Source organism: Bradyrhizobium sp. NBAIM01, assembly GCF_020194115.1.
GTDB classification, from domain to species: domain Bacteria; phylum Pseudomonadota; class Alphaproteobacteria; order Rhizobiales; family Xanthobacteraceae; genus Bradyrhizobium; species Bradyrhizobium yuanmingense.
In genome coordinates this window covers 1-14,986 of sequence record NZ_JADYVU010000013.1, presented here as the reverse complement: position 1 = coordinate 14,986, position 14,986 = coordinate 1, and the positions used below count along the sequence as shown (strand labels likewise).

The 14,986-nt window shown below is 58.6% G+C and carries 12 protein-coding genes and 1 pseudogene; 6 read left to right on the top strand and 7 right to left on the bottom strand.

Translation table 11 applies throughout. The features are described from left to right. Positions 1 to 375: 375 nt before the first annotated feature. Positions 376 to 4,524: a LuxR C-terminal-related transcriptional regulator gene (locus I6F31_RS29330; protein ID WP_225186508.1), complete on the bottom strand. Its 4,149-nt coding sequence runs from the start codon at positions 4,522 to 4,524 to the stop codon at positions 376 to 378. A 588-nt stretch (positions 4,525 to 5,112) separates the two neighbouring features. Here I6F31_RS29330 and I6F31_RS29325 point away from each other — a divergent pair. Further along, a complete protein-coding gene (locus I6F31_RS29325) occupies positions 5,113 to 5,904 on the top strand; it encodes a Crp/Fnr family transcriptional regulator (RefSeq protein ID WP_225186548.1) in 792 nt (263 codons plus the stop codon). A 153-nt stretch (positions 5,905 to 6,057) separates the two neighbouring features. On the opposite strand, the gene I6F31_RS29320 is transcribed toward I6F31_RS29325, so the two are convergent. From I6F31_RS29320 to I6F31_RS29305, 3 genes and pseudogenes are all read right to left on the bottom strand, one after another. Next, the gene (locus I6F31_RS29320) at positions 6,058 to 6,330 is read right to left on the bottom strand and encodes a hypothetical protein (RefSeq protein WP_036013665.1); all 273 of its coding nucleotides are present in this window, start codon (positions 6,328 to 6,330) and stop codon (positions 6,058 to 6,060) included. A gap of 351 nt (positions 6,331 to 6,681) precedes the next feature. Continuing rightward, positions 6,682 to 7,086, bottom strand: a pseudogene (locus I6F31_RS29315) (hypothetical protein); the annotation flags it as partial. Between the two features lie 492 nt (positions 7,087 to 7,578). Beyond that, positions 7,579 to 8,268 carry a response regulator transcription factor gene (locus I6F31_RS29305; protein ID WP_051057152.1) on the bottom strand — a complete coding sequence of 230 codons (690 nt, stop codon included), beginning with the start codon at positions 8,266 to 8,268 and terminating at the stop codon, positions 7,579 to 7,581. Between the two features lie 917 nt (positions 8,269 to 9,185). Between I6F31_RS29305 and I6F31_RS29300 the strand changes: the two genes are divergently transcribed. After that, complete coding sequence (locus tag I6F31_RS29300) at positions 9,186 to 9,527, top strand: H-NS histone family protein (RefSeq protein WP_036025684.1); 342 nt, start codon at positions 9,186 to 9,188, stop codon at positions 9,525 to 9,527. 52 nt (positions 9,528 to 9,579) lie between these two features. Here the strand turns inward: I6F31_RS29300 and I6F31_RS29295 are convergent, their stop codons facing one another. Then, positions 9,580 to 9,801, bottom strand: coding sequence for a hypothetical protein (locus I6F31_RS29295; RefSeq protein WP_081493985.1), 222 nt, complete (start codon positions 9,799 to 9,801; stop codon positions 9,580 to 9,582). A 353-nt stretch (positions 9,802 to 10,154) separates the two neighbouring features. Here I6F31_RS29295 and I6F31_RS29290 point away from each other — a divergent pair, with 353 nt between their 5' ends. After that, positions 10,155 to 11,252, top strand: a complete 1,098-nt coding sequence (locus I6F31_RS29290; protein ID WP_225186507.1) for a hypothetical protein — start codon at positions 10,155 to 10,157, stop codon at positions 11,250 to 11,252. On the opposite strand, the gene I6F31_RS29285 is transcribed toward I6F31_RS29290, so the two are convergent. Both I6F31_RS29285 and I6F31_RS29280 read right to left on the bottom strand, forming a co-directional pair. After that, positions 11,233 to 11,631 carry a VOC family protein gene (locus I6F31_RS29285; protein WP_225186506.1) on the bottom strand — a complete coding sequence of 133 codons (399 nt, stop codon included), beginning with the start codon at positions 11,629 to 11,631 and terminating at the stop codon, positions 11,233 to 11,235. The genes I6F31_RS29290 and I6F31_RS29285 overlap by 20 nt on opposite strands. 76 nt (positions 11,632 to 11,707) lie before the next feature. Further along, complete coding sequence (locus I6F31_RS29280) at positions 11,708 to 12,331, bottom strand: GNAT family N-acetyltransferase (RefSeq protein ID WP_225186505.1); 624 nt, start codon at positions 12,329 to 12,331, stop codon at positions 11,708 to 11,710. A 173-nt stretch (positions 12,332 to 12,504) separates the two neighbouring features. Between I6F31_RS29280 and I6F31_RS29275 the strand changes: the two genes are divergently transcribed. Genes I6F31_RS29275 through I6F31_RS29265 form a run of 3 tightly spaced genes read left to right on the top strand, consistent with a single transcriptional unit; the run spans position 12,505 to position 14,823 of the window. Next, positions 12,505 to 14,334 (top strand): HAD-IIIC family phosphatase, encoded by a 1,830-nt coding sequence (locus tag I6F31_RS29275; RefSeq protein ID WP_225186504.1) that lies wholly within the window; start codon positions 12,505 to 12,507, stop codon positions 14,332 to 14,334. Further along, a complete protein-coding gene (locus I6F31_RS29270) occupies positions 14,321 to 14,563 on the top strand; it encodes an acyl carrier protein (RefSeq protein WP_225115162.1) in 243 nt (80 codons plus the stop codon). Before I6F31_RS29275 ends, I6F31_RS29270 begins: the two co-directional genes overlap by 14 nt. Before the next feature lie 53 nt (positions 14,564 to 14,616). Next, positions 14,617 to 14,823, top strand: a complete 207-nt coding sequence (locus I6F31_RS29265; protein ID WP_225186503.1) for a hypothetical protein — start codon at positions 14,617 to 14,619, stop codon at positions 14,821 to 14,823. Positions 14,824 to 14,986 lie beyond the last annotated feature (163 nt).

Sequence of the window (14,986 nt, the reverse complement as noted above, 5' to 3'; positions counted from 1 at the left end):
CGCATTCGGCGACCAGTTGCGAATGCGGGGCGAGGGCTTTGGTTCCGAATCGCGGCGTGCAGCGCGAACCCCGCCCAGAAAAGCTATAAAAATGAAGGTGGTGCGCTCGGAGGGCGGTCGCATTTTCTGCGATTTCAATGAGTTATCGAGGACTATCAATGCATCAGGGGCATTTCAAGTCTAAGAATATCTTTCAGGAAGGCCACCCAAGGCGCGTCTTGTCGGGTGGCGTTTTTCGAGAGATCGCGCTGTCCCACGGCACGATTGGTCCCACGCCGGCCACTCAAGGATCTAGGCTGCATATCAACCGACCAGTATGCGGAGCAGGCTGTTCAACATCGGCCCTGCGTCCTGCTCGCGAGACAATGCAACATTTCAAATCAGTAGGTCATGGTGCGCAGCTACAGGGGCGTGATGGGGACCGTTATTGCCATGGTTGGCCGCGGGATCATCCAGTCCGTTGGGCAGGATTTTGACGAGGATATCGAGGGTGGCCGTCTGACCGGGCTTGACGCGTGGATCGAGCGGAATGTGGACCTCTCTAGGTTCAATCGTGACGATGGGAGTGAAAGGAGTTGCGTCGCTGTCGAAGCGGAACACCCGCTCTTGATCGGCGGCGCCGGTCTCGAACGCAGCTTTAGCCGGCTGTGCGGCCTCCGATGCGATTGCGGCAGGTTGCGTAGCGTGCTGCGAGTTTCCGTTCCCTGCACTATCGCCTTTTGTGGCGCTCGATTCGGCAATTTCAGCTGCTGCTGATGCCTTTGCGGAGGTCGAGTGTGACGAGTGTGAATTGTATCCTGAATTACTGTGCTGCAGGTCAGCCAATTTTGCCGTGGCCACTGCTGCCGACGCGCTTGCGTTCGATGCACGATGATTGTCGCCATCGCCGACACTCATCTCGGACATGAAGACAGTTTCAGCCAACTCCGTGGTTGTCGCCTTTACAGGCTCCGGCTCCGCCGTTGCAACACTTTCGTCAGCCTTCGGGCCGTGAGCAGAGGTCGAATGCTCCCATTTGTTACTCTGCTCCACGCCGCTGGGCTCTGCCATCTTCGCTGACTCGCGCGTATAGGCTGGAGTCCAGGAATGATGCTCGTTGTCATTGCCGAGGCCATTGCCCGGTGTCGCCTTTGCTTCGGCCGTCTCGGTGGCCGCCGTTGCCGACCCTCGCTCCGACGCGCGCGAGTTGCTGTGGTCCAGACCGCCTGGTTCGGCCGCTTTTGATGGCCCTGACGAATCGTCCGAAGCCAGTGGATCATGCGCGTTGTCCTTGCCGGCGCGATTGCCCGGCATGGACTTCACTTCGGCCGTCTCTGTGGCCACCTTTGCCGACCCTCGCTTCGACGCGTGCGAGTTGCTGTCGTCCAGACCGCCTGGTTCGGCCGTTTTCACTAACCCCGACGGATCGTCCGAAGCCAGTGAATCATGCGCGTTGTCCTTGCCGGCGCGATTGCCCGATACGGACTTCGCGTCGGCCGTCTCCGTGGCCGCCTTTGCCGACCCTCGCTCCGACGCGTGCGAGTTGCTGGCGCCCAGGCCGCCTGGTTCGACCGTTTTCGCTGGCCCGGACGAATCGTCCGAAGCGAGTGAATCATGCGCGTTGTCCTTGCCGGCGCGATGGTCCGGCATGGACTTCGCTTCGGCCGTCTCCGTGGGTGCCTTTGCCGACCCTTGCTCCGACGCGTGCGAGTTGCTGTGGTCCAGGCCGCCTGGTTCGGCCGTTTTCGCTGACCCTGACGAACGGTCCGAAGCCGGTGGATCATGCGCGTTGTCCTTGCCGGCGCGATTGTCCGGCATGGACTTCGCTTCGGCCGTCTCCGTGGCTGCCTTTGCCGACCCTCGCTCCGACGCGTGCGAGTTGCTGTGGTCCCGGCCGCCTGGTTCGGCCGCTTTTGCTGGCCCTGACCAATCGTCCGAAGCCAATGAATCATGCGCGTTGTCCTTGCCAGCGCGATTGCCCGGCATGGACTTCACGTCGGCCGTATCTCTGGCGCCGGCCATTGCAGACATTTGCTCGGGAGCGTGCTGCGCCCCTTCGCGGTCGTCCCTGTGCGCTGTCGCGAGGCTCGATTCACCAAAATCGGCTGCTTCCGGTGCGTTTTTAGAGGTTGAATGCACCGGCTTGCCATGTTCCGCGCTGCCTGTTTCTGCCGTCTTCCCTGACCTTCCCGAAGGGTCCGAAGCCGGGGATTGATGCTCGTTCTCATCACCGACATCACTCCCAGGTATGAAGCCACCGTCCGTCTGCTCCGCACCTGTTTCCTTTGCAGGCCATGGCTCCAGAACATGCTGTGAGTTACTGCCGCCCGCGCTACCGGCCGCTGCGATGCTGGGGCCGGTGCCTGCATCGTTCCCCTGACTCTTCAATGTAAGACTTTCAACTTCCGTTACCGCTGCAGCATGAGCAAGCACGATCGGTGATATGCGAGCCGACCCCTCGGTCCCATCCACGCTCTCTTCCGTTGTGCGGACCGGCGCGAATTCAGTCCTCAAGCCGGCATCAGCCAGACTGTCCCAAACTCCATTGGTCCCGAATGTGCTCTCTCTCGTCCCGATACTTGCATGGGCACTGTCGGTACTCAGAATAGCTTCGATTGCAATCACGGATGTCAGCGCTTCTTCGAGCTGCTCCAACGTGAGAGCGGCCGCCGCGGCTGTCGGCTGGCCGACAAAATCCGATTCTGCGATGGATACAATTCCCGGCAGATGGATTTCCAACAGGTCGCGGTCTCCGATCTCCAGAACATGATCGGTCGCATTCACATAGACGATCGTTTCATTGGTTGTGGAGTTGAAGATCCAAGCGACGGTGTGTGGCGGTATGGACTTGCTTGCTGCTGTCATATGAAGCCTGGCAAGGGCTCCGAAAGCCGCAAGATTGATCCTGCTCGGCCCAGACGCGAAGTTGAAGACAGAGTCGGAAGAGGTAGAACTGGAATCGGTCGGGTCGCGATGAACAACGTTTTCAGTGACGTTGCCGCCCATCAGCTGATCGTGGCTATATCCGCTACTACCGGCATCGTGACTGAAGTGCACGAGGCCGGCAAGTTTTTGGAGAGTCTCCCCTACGGTACCATCACTCGAGTGGCCCCGAGTGCCTTCTCCGGCGGCGCTTTCATTTTCAGCGGCCACAAACGCGGAAGGCAGGCGAGAAGCCTGCGCAAGGAAACCCGGGACTGAATCATCTACATGATGATCGTCGGCATTGGTGATCGCAGCCAGTTTGGTGGCCGCATTGTATCCGGTAACGTCCACGAAGCTGTCGAGCGGCGCTTTGGCCGGGTCATGCGACGGCAATGCCAAATGGGGATCGCTGAGTGTGTAGATCAACGCACCGGTGAGGGTGGCGAAAGTACCATACCCTCCGTGAATCAAAGTCGGATTGGATGTCAGCCGCGAGAATAGATGTTCCTCGGTGGAGTCACCTCCAATCTTCGCGTCGTTCATTCCTCGCAGGGAAGGTGTGGCCAAACCGGGCGTGCTTGATCCAACAGAACCGTAGTCCTTCCACGATTTCGAGCCTGCGGATTGCTCAGCGGTGCGAGGCGCTTCCATTGCCGAGGCCGCGGTCGAGATTTGGCTCGCCCCGACAAAAACGCCTCTCTGAGTGAACGACGGCTTTTCGTCGGAATCCGCGACGATGGCGTGACGGAGGATAGCTCGCTTCCAGAGCTCATATTCGGCATACTCCACCGCGGGGCCGGTGCTGTCGTCATGCGGAAGAATGTCGTTTGCCTCCGACGCCTTGAGTTCGTCCGCAATGGCGACCGCCAGGAGAGCCAGCGAGAGCATTCCGAACCCGGACGGGCGTTGTAGCAATGCGAGGGTGGCGAGCACCGTCCTGTTGGTTATTTCAAGCTTCTGAAATATGTTGTGCAGGTGTACTTTAACGGTTCCATCTGAAACGTTTAGCTGGTGCGCGATCTCCTTGTTCGACATTCCTTCTGACACCAGTCGTACAATTTGACGTTCGCGCGGCGTCAATAGCTCCAGTAGGTTGTCGATTTTGCAGCTGTCGGTTTTCTCGACGGTTGGCGAGAGATCGGACTGCTCCAAAAAGCTACGCTTCGTCATCAGTCGCAGCGATCGCAGCACAGCGTCCGGTGCAACATGCTTCGCGATTGCATCACACGCGCCAGCAGCGATGGCCAAGGTTAGATCGTGGTCCGTGTCGGAATCTGTAAAGAACACCAGGCGCGTGGGCAGCCGATCAGCTTTCGCAATGACGAGGATCTCGGATGCCGTTAGATCTGGCAGGGTGTCAGCAAGAAGTGCAACGTCGGGTGTCAAATTCCGCATCGCTTGGATGCAGCTTGTCCCGTCGCTGCACGACGCGATGACGTCGAAGTCCGGCTGTGCCCCGAGTATCGACTCTAGCCCCCGTAGAACGATCGGCTGTCGATCTACGATCACAAGCCGGACGGGCTTGAGTATCCGCTCTTTCGCAGACGTGTCTAACATGGACTCTGCCTCGACCCGGCCGTCTATGTCCTTCGGCATATAGCCGAGACCGAGTGAAGTCATTAAAATACAACGAATAGAATAAAGAAAGAGATTTAATCCGGTTTAACCATATCTAAAATCGCGAATTTGACGTGCAAATGTGCCCATTTGCCGTAAGTCCTAGCCTTTTGCCGAACAGTACGGCGACGCCAGGCCGTTGGGTGGGCTTCGAGTGGGGCACACGAACGGCTCACGGCCGTCATTCCAACGCTATTGGTCCCGGCGGCCAGAACGCCATCTTGGAAATTGTCCGCCCCTGAGACGAGACTTTCAGAGCGCGCTCGCGATCCGCGCCTGGCGCGCTTCACAACTCAAGGCCGATCAGCTGTTCGGAGACTGATCGTTGGCTGGGATGCTGTTCAGCCGCAGCGCAGGCTGCCGTCGGCGAGTCGACGACATCAATTGCAGGTCAGCGACAGGTCTGTATAAGCGCAAGCTGGAGTCGCGGGCGCAAGCCGTTCCTGCGATTGGCAGACCAGCGCATGCTAGCCTTCATCGCAGGAACCATATCTGTGGTTGCCAGTTGACTGCTGTTGAGCTGCACGCCGGACAGCAGCTCGACGAGCCGGCATGAGTTCTCGCGCCGAACATCCGTCGGGGGTTGATCCCATGATGGACCACGCGACCAGGGTTGGTAATCGGTTGTTAGCAGCGTTGCCGCCGGCGGATTTTGCTTTGCTTGCACCTCATCTGCGGAAGATCGTCATCGAGCGCGATACGGTGCTCGTCCGATCAGGCGATCGGATCGAACATCTTCTCTTCCCCCTGAGCGGCGCGATAGCCACTATCATGGAGCTGCCGAACGGGCAGACGGTCGCCACGACGATAGTGGGGCATGAAGGGGCTGTGGGTCTGACGTCAGCGCTTGGCGCATCCCACTCGCCCGTGACGGCCGTTGCTCGCATCGCCGGGACCGCGCTGCAGATCTCGCCTGCGCAATTCCTGACAGCGCAACATTGCAGCCCCGCCGTCGCAGCGATGGTGCAAGTGTTCACGAGATCGTTGCTGACGCAACTCCAGCACGTGGCTGCCTGCAACGCATTACATTCTGTCGAAGCCCGCTTGGCGCGCTGGCTGCTTCACATTCACGATCGGGCAAATGGCAGCGATCTCCTCCCGCTGACCCAAGAAACGTTGTCGGAATTGCTGGGCGTCCGCCGCACCACCGTCACACATGTCGTGAGCACAATGCGAACATCAAGAGCACTAAGATCCAATCGACGTGGCCAGCTTGAAATCGATCGGCCGCGGCTCGAAGCCATGGCATGCGAATGCTACAAGATCATGAGCCGCAGAATCGATCGGATCGTCTCGCAGAGCACGGTCGGGCTCGTTCATAGGCCTCCAGCGCGGAGCGCCTCCCGCTCGCCTGGCGGCCGAATAGCCGGGACAGGCTCTTAGAACCAGTTCGTTTTCGCGAACCACCCCGCATGTGCCCGCGCCATTCGGCAAACCGCGCGAGGCTCGGTCGCTGCAAACGTCCGATCCTGCGCGGCATTTTTTCGACTTTGCGGCCGGCTCCCGGCCGAAGCGAGCAATGGACGAAAATTCCTGTCATCCACTCGCCTTGGGACGCTCGTCACAACAGCCCGACTTCTTGCGAATGAGCGGTATGGCCATGAGCTTTGCCTGTGCGAAGCCGGAAGGCCCACCCGCGGTCCGAGCGGGGTTGTTGGCGCTGCCTGCCTTGCGCAGCTTGCGCTGAAGATTCTCCTCTCGACCTACCCGCTCTCTGAGCTTTTCAAGTTCCGCAAGCTCTGCCACCAGCGCCTCGAGACGTTCTCGAAGCAGCGCCGCAGGACTCTCCGCTCGAACGCGGATATTCATGACACGCTCCTGATCGAGGTCTTGAGAAGAAGTCGCATAAGCTCAGGAAAAGTATGTAATTCACCACAATCGCATGAACATTTGGCAGTGTTTACACCGCAAATCGCGCTGCGGCGGTGCAACAAGGGACGACTCGGCCGGAGTTTAAGAAAGGTCCAGCCCTGCCAAACCGTACGGCGCCGCAGGCTCACGCATGGGCTGAGAAGACTGCTATCGGCTGGATTCGGCTGCACTCGAAATCCTGGTGTTAGCTCCCGGACACTCGGCCTTGCGCTTTTCCTCGTCTTCTTCTGCGCAATCGAGCCCACCACTTGCGTTTGGAATTCCAGAGCTGCCGCCGGTTGCGAAAGGCCCTTTCGCACTGCCTCCGCCACCGCCAGACCCGCCGCTACCGCCGGATCCGCCACCGGCTGCCCCTCCTCCGGCGCGAGATGATTTAGCAGAGCCCCCGCCAGGGGCTCCCCCGCCCCCTGTTGACCCGCCGCTGGAGCTCCCCGGTCCCGATACGGACGACCGGTCGTTATCGAAGAACGACGATTGCCTCCCATCCTTCTGCGTCACTCCACGCAGGCCCCCCGAGCTTGCAATGGCTCCTGAGGTCAGGGAAGTGGATAGAAGCAGAGTCATCACTGGGGGTGTGACGGCCGCAAATCTTCCGCAGGTTTTCAAGAACGCCCGCCGGTCGTCATCTTCGTTGCCGTCCCGGGTCACAACACGCTCTCCTCGATTTAAAATATTAATTACGGTATTATACATTAAATGTATTTTCAACCGATAATTTTCTTTATGTGAGTGGTGTTTCTTGACGTGCGCCGTCAATTGATCGTGGGCAATTTCCGTACTCGTTCCTGTACTTCCTGGCCTTCGGGCGCAGCTTCGGAGTTGCGCTCGCCATTTAATACGATTAATTTGCGTTTTAACGGACGTCGAGCGCAGGGCTCGATTGCAACGGATGATGACGATGCCACTGCAATTCCACCGGTCTGTCCGCGACATGGAGATCTGGAGCGCAACCAGCGAGGGCTTCTCGTTCGTGATCAGCTTCGGAAGCCCGAGAGGCCCCGGCTTTCATGGCCGCGCCGGCTATTTGGCGAGTTGGCGTCCGCTCCACAAAAACCAGGCCGCAATCAAGATTGGCGGTTCGCCCTTTCGAACGTTAGCCGAGGCCGAAGGGGCCTGCAGCGACATGGCTGGGCTTCTGGCGCCACGATAACCCCCGCGCACGTTCGGAAGAGCCAGACACTCCCATTATTTCACGCTCGCCGGATCCTGATGCAACAGATCAGGGGGATCCATCTTACGTGACGCGGCATGCAGCTCGTTTCGCGAAATCGCCAATGCCGCGAGAATCGTGCGATTGCTGATGTCCAGCTTTTGGAAGATATGATGAAGGTGGACCTTGATCGTACCGTCGGCAAGGTTCAACCGACGTCCAATCTCCTTGTTCGATAGACCCTCCGACACAAGCCGCATGATTTGCCGCTCCCGGTCCGTCAGTTGTGCCAGGGGCTTCTCATCGGGGCGGGCCTCATCATTGGCTAGCCATGCGCTCGGCGAGGCCGCTGCTTGGCCCTGGGCGGCTTTCCGCAGGGTTGAGACCAGCATCTCGGCATCCGAATCCTTCGAGAGGACGATGCAGGCGCCCTCCAAGGCCAGCCTTTGCAACTCACGATCCGCCGCGACACCGGCGAAAAAGACTACCGCGGGACTTGGGCCTGAAGCGTTTGCGGGAGCGAGGATCTGCTGCCGGCTGACATCAGGCAGTGCAGCATCGACGAGCGCGACATCCGGCACAAGAAATCGGATTGCCTCATTGCAGCTTGCGCCATCGCTGCAGGACGCAACGATCGTAAAATCACGCTGCGCTGCAAGAACGCTCCTGATCCCTTGCAAAACGATCGGATGTCGATCCGCGATGACAATTCTGGTGCGGTGCATGCTTCCCCTGCCTATCGCTAACAACCCCCCGTGCAGCCGTTTAATCCAACAATTTCTTCGAAACGCGAGGATGACGGGTCCGCTCGGCGACAATGTCACACAGTCTCAAATCCTAGACAGCCGAACGTTCGACGACTGCGCCACGGTAACTTGACCGGCAAGTATGCGCAGCACCGTAAGAATGCGGTGCTCAACATTCGAGGCCGCAAGCTTGTAGACGAAAGCCAAATTTCGACAACGCATGATAGATTCGATCAGGAAATTCTCCCATAGAATGTCTAGGCGCACGGATCGGCTGCTGTGTCATGATGGTCAACATCTAATTAACTTCGTTGGCACCGTTATTACCAACGATATATTGGGTCATTCACGATTCAAATCTAACATTCGACGAAGTTTCGACGAACACAAGATCGTTCAAAAAGCCACGTTATTGAAGGGAGGAAAAGTAATACTATTCATCAAGGCGAAGCTGGTTAGTAAAGCACGAAAACGGCTGCGTCGCGCAGCCAGTGTAGCAACGACGAAATCCGGTCACCCATATTGGAGCTGCATATTCGTCAATTCAGCAACTTCAATGAGCGGTCAGGGAGGGCGTCGTTGGCAATGAGTAGGTGGTCACATGTATTCTTCAGCAGTTTTGCGTCAAACTCATCAGGCTCTCATCATTCAATTCACTGAATTGCAGAACTTGCGTAGCCGCGTGTCGAAGGCCGAGCAGCGATTGCTTGCGCCGAGGCGACGAGCCCGGGGGCGGAGGGCGAAGCGACCGCTGGTTCGGAGGCACGGGCCCAGCCGGTAACTCCGACCACCACGCACACTGGCGCAGCGGCACGGGTGATCGTGCTTGCCGGACCCCGGTTTGACCTGATAAGCCCCCCTCCTGTTTCGGTTCGGAGGTAGTGGGGACGGCTTCCATGGAGAACGATGATTGGGCATCTATGACCACAGCTGAGCTGTGGCGACTCTACGATGAGGTCACTGCTGTTCTTAGTCGCAGGATGACCGCGGAAAAAGCCAAGCTCGAAGAGCGGCTTCGCAAGATCGAAGGTAAGACCGGGGGGCAGACCGAGGGACGTGCACGCCGCCCCTACCCTCCCGTGCTGCCGAAGTATCAGAACCCTAAGAACCCGTCCGAAACCTGGTCCGGCCGTGGTAAGCAGCCTCGATGGCTGAAGGCGCAGCTTCGCGCCGGCAAGAAGCTAAACGATCTCCTGATCGACCGCCCGTCCGCACAACGGCGCCGCCGGGCCGGCTGAACCTCCGACCGGTCCCCGGGACGGTGTCAGGGCTGGGCCGCCAGGCGCCACTTTAGCGAGTGCTATCTTCTTTCCCGTTAGGACTGCCGTCCCCACCACCGTTGCCCTTGCCATTATTGCCCTGCACAACGTTTCCGCCAGAACTAGCGATGGCGGATGAGGTCAGAGAGGTCGAAAGCAGCAGTGTCATCACGGGAGGAGTGACGGCGGCAAATTTTCCGCAGCTTCTCAAGAACTCACGGCGGTCTTCACTATTGGAGTCAGTCGGGTTCATCGGCGCTCTCCCTGCGATGGTCATAGAAAATAAACGGATTTGGATGCGCCGCAAGTTAAATATGTTAATCTCGGCATTTAAATTGTCTGCGCGGAAACAACACCTTGAGTACTATCGCATGCCGAACTCCCGTCGCGGCGCATCGGTGAACTCCTGCGCAAAGCGAGGTCCAGAGGCAGATTATACCAAACGACTTATATGCACAGGGCGCGTTACTATTATATTTTAATTGCATTAAATGAAGCGGCACATCGCTCTTCAGCGCCGCTTCGGCGCAAAACGGGGCTAGAGCAGTCGCCGCACATGCGCCCAAGCGACCGCTTTCCCACCTGACGAAACCGAGAGGCGATTTCATGATCGGGACCGAGTCCGGTGTAGCGTTCGGGCAATTGCGGTCTCGCTTCGACACCACCTTACGACCAGGCTTCTCATTGCCACGTCTGGGCGCGCTGATGAGCCGCGCCCTCACCGAAACTCTCTTAGACCTTTCGGAACTAACGGTTCTCACCGAGGCTGCGACCGGGGCGTATGCCGTGACGGCCGTTCTCGCAGCGATGGCCGGAGCCAGGCACGTCTATGCCTTTACGAAAACTACGCGGCACGGCACCTCGGTTGAAGCCATGGACCAGACCCTCAAGCTCGCAGATTCGGTCGGCGTGGCCAATCGCATAGACATCCTGGAGCAGATCACCCCCGATATCATCCATCAGACGGATATCGTGACCAACAGCGGCCATCTTCGGCCTCTGACCGCTGCGCTTATTGATGAGCTACCAAAGGAAGCCGTCATCGCCTTGATGTTCGAGGCCTGGGAATTTCGCTCCGAGGACCTCGACATGGACGCATGCTTGCGGCGCGGAATTCCAATCGTCGGCGTGAACGAACGTCACCCGTCAGTCGATGTCTTCTCGTTTCTCGGTCCACTGTGCGTGAAGCAACTGCACGATAGCGGCTTATCCGCTTACAAGAATCGCATTGCCCTGCTGTGCGACAACGACTTCATTGGCTCGCTTCGCTCCGGTCTCGTGAGCTCCGGAGCGAGCGTGGACGTCTTCGAGGACGTCCAGACCTTGTATCATGACCAATGGGACGCAATCATCGTTGCGCTGCGACCGGCGGCTAAGCCTCGCATCGGCGCGCCGGAAACAGCTCACCTCGTTGCGTGTGCGCCTCCTGGCGCCATTGTCGTGCAGTTTTGGGGCGACATCGATCGAACCGTATTGTCAGAAAATGGGTTGGGCGTTTGGCCAACAACGCCTCCGGGATCGGGGCACATGGGCATTCTGCTGTCCGAGCTTGGCCCCGAGCCGGTCGTGAGACTGCAGGCCGGCGGCCTGCGCGCTGCTGAATGGGTTCGGCGCAGCGGAGCTGTTTCGTCTGACGGGCTCGCGCAAATCGTTACCCGGCATCCGCACCAATCGCCAACTCGCGCTAGGCCCTCGCCTCGATGAGCTCAACGAGCGTGAGCGTCGCGGAGGCAAGAAACACTATGCGGCGCATGTCGAACGCGACCGCCGGCGCAGGTGACGATACGGCAAGATACTGCTGCGCCCCGAAGCTGGCGATCGCATCGTCGAAGCGAGCTGCTTCGTAAGCAAGATGATAGAACTTGCTGCCGCGCTTCAAGATACCTGCCACAGGCGATTGTGCGCCGATCGGCTCAATGAGCTCCAGGCGCGGACCGCCGCCTGATACAAACTGAATCCGAACCTGCTGGATGGGGTCCTCGAACATGGGGCCTTCAGGACTGTAGCCAACGACCGCGAGCTCGGACAGCTCCGCCGCGATCTTTCGACACGCCATTCCCACGTGATGAAACTGCAAATCCATGCGCTGCTCCTCCCTTCCCTGGCAGCCTAAGGAGACGGGCGGCGTCGAGCGGAATCTGGCTGGTTGCTCAAACAGTTTAACCCTCTCGTGCATCGAGGAGCAGCGCCGACCAGGCCTGTTTTAGCCGTGGATAGTCTGCGCGCGACATCCGAAACGTAATCACGTCGTCGCCGTTCCACCAAGCTTTCGGCGCAACCTTTTCAATTTGGAAGCCGAGGCGAATATGAAAGTTCTTCGCGGCTTTGTTCCGGCTTTGAACGTTGGCCACGACGGCCGAAAGCCCCAGCTGCTCGAATGCGAATTCGAGTAAAAGGTCGAACATCTCTGCCAGGAAAAGGCGCGCAGCAGGATCGACGATCAACCGCGCAACTTCGCCCTGTCCCGCCGCGAAATCCAGGTTCGCCAGCGCGATGCTGCCAGCCGGCTTCTTCGAGCGCTTGAATTCGGCAATGAAATAGTAATCGTCGACCCTCGCTTGATAGTTCCGGAAAAACTCTTCCTGCTGAGCCAAAGTCAGCTTCTCGCGGGTCAGGAACTTACCGAGAACGGGATCATTCCGCCAAGCGATGACTTGCGCGGAGTCCTCCAGCCGGAGCTCTCGGAGAAGCAGGTTATTTCCTCCGCGAAGCCGTTTGAGATTCTCGGCTTTCGTGGAAAGCGTGCTTGGGCTCGCCGGCTCCGGCCTGATATGCACCATCATATTTATTGTACCTTAATTAGCTATTTAAATACATTTAATTGACCCGAGCCATATCATCATTTAATGTGGGAGACAATCACATCATGTCGCTGTCCTGACGGAGGCTCGCCATTCTCGCTGCAGCACCCCTGCCGGATCGGCCCATCAATGATGCCGAACTCAAGTCCCTGGCGTTGTCAGGCGATGCCACGTTTTGGGGGCATCTGGTCGCCCGCTCGCGGCAAGCGACGAGCTTCTCCGAGCTGTTCTTTCTGTCGACGCTTCGAAAAAAGGCGAAGCTTTATGCACCCGGAAGCGTCCAGCCAAGACTCCGCCTCGCCCTCATAGGCGGCTACAACCTTTATCCGTTGCACGAACTGGTTGAACATCTGCTGGCCATTCGTGGGATCGAGTGCGAACGTTTCCTCGGCGAGTACGATAATTTCGTCTCGGAGATCCTTGACGGCTCGAGCTCACTGTACGCCTTCAAGCCGGATCTCGCCTTCATACTGCCGAACGCGAGCCACTGCCGGTTTTCAGGCTCGCTCCTCGATGACGTCGAACATCAGCGCGAAGCCGCGGTCCGCGCCGCTGAGCACCTCCTCAACCTCGCGCAGACTTTCACCGTGCGCTCCGGCGCGGCGGTGATCCTCGCCAATCTTGCGCTGCCCGGCGGCCTCGATCTCGGCTCGTTTCGTTCACGTACGCTTGGCACGGACTGGAGTTTCCGAAAGGCGGTCAATCTCGAGCTCGGGCTTCGGGCCCCAGCTGAGGTGCAAATCTGCGACGTCGAGTTCCTCTCGGCGCGGCGAGGAATCTCAGCCGCGGCGGATGCGCGAGCGTGGTATGAATCGAAGCAGCTCGGCTCACCTGACTTTCTCGTCGACATCGCGCAAGAGCTAAGCCATCTGATCGCCTCCCGGAAGCAGAGCTCCAAGAAGGTCCTGGCGATCGACCTCGATCAAACGCTATGGGGCGGCGTGATCGCGGAGGACGGTATCGAGGGAATCGAACTTGGCGACTCGTCCCCCCGTGGTGAAGCGTTCAAGGCTTTCCAGAGGTACCTGCTTGGACTTTCCCAACGCGGCGTCCTGCTTGCGGTATGCAGCAAGAACGACCATGCACGCGCAATCGAGGTATTCGAGAAACATCCTGAGATGGTTGTCCGGCTGGAGCACTTCGCGGCCTTCAAAGCCAATTGGGACCCGAAGTCGGACAACCTGCAGAGGATCGCGGAGGAACTCCGCCTTGGCCTGGACAGCTTCGTGTTTGCCGACGACAACCCGGCGGAAATCGAGATCGTGCGCCAGTTTCAGCCGTTGGTTACAGGTGTACTCCTCGGGCCGGACCCCGCCGAATTCATCGTTCGTATCCAGGCCGGACGTCATTTCGAGCCACGGACCATCACCGAGGAGGATCTCGAACGGACGGCGCAGTACAGGCAAGAACGGCGACGTACGGAGCTCGCAGCCAGCGTCACCGACATGCCTGCTTACCTCACCTCACTTGAGATGCGAGGCACGATCAAAGAATTCGACTCGCTCGACGTTCCTCGCATCGCCCAGCTGATCGCGCGCAGCAACCAGTTCAACCTGACGACGGCCCGTCGGTCCGAGACTGAGATTAAGGCGCTCTTAGGAAGGCCGGACTACCGGTGCTTCACGATGCGGCTCGAGGATAGATTCGGTGATTCCGGGCTCATCTCCGTAGTCATTGCAAAGATCGATGGCGGCGTCTTCGTTCTCGATACCTGGCTCATGAGTTGCCGCGTGCTGAAGCGCCAGGTCGAGGACGAGATCATGAATGAGATTTTCCGGCTCGCAGAGGTGGCCGGCTGCACAACAGTGCGCGGCATTTATCTTCCGACAACTAAGAACGGTATCGTCGCCGAAGTCTACGAGGAGTTTGGTTTCGCGCGTACGGAAGATTCCGCAACCCGAAAAGAGTTCGAGCTGGAGGTGAGGAAGTATCAGGTGCGTTCGACAAAGATAGATGTTGCCCGGAGAGCTTATGAAGCAGGCTGAAATATTAGCGAAGTTGCAGGAAGTATTCGACGGAATCTTCCTAGAGAAGATCGCGGCCACCCCCGAGCTCTCGGCGGCGGACGTCGATGAGTGGGACTCGCTCATGCAGATCTCGCTCGTGATCGCCGTCGAGCAGAAGTTTCGCGTTCGATTTCGCGTGGGCGAGGTCGAGGCGGCGCGGAATCTGGGTGAGTTCGCCGACCTAATCGCGAAGCGGATGGAACCATAAGAGTTGGACATCGCGAGTGCGTTCGAAGCTGGGCAAACGGCACATCCCGCTGAGTGCACGAGATCCGTGACGCGCGCCTGCTTCTTCAAGCTCAAGAGAAAGTTGACGAACGGCGCTACTCCAAAGGCAAAAACCGCTTCCGATTTAATACTTTTAATGTTATTTATATTGTTAAATGCGAAACCAACGTGACTGCCGCGACCGAAACTACAACCCGTACAGCTGGTGTTGCTATTTTAGATAGCATGTATTCACGCTGACTAGCTGGGGGAGTACAACTGACGTGCCGGTGAAGTCCAATAACCGCCCCGGTGTGGTAAGCGTCAGCGGGACGCCGACGCAGAACCAGACCTTGACCGCGACCGTGAGCGATGCGGACGGAGTGCCGGGCACCGTCTCCTATCAGTGGCAGCAGAGTGCGAA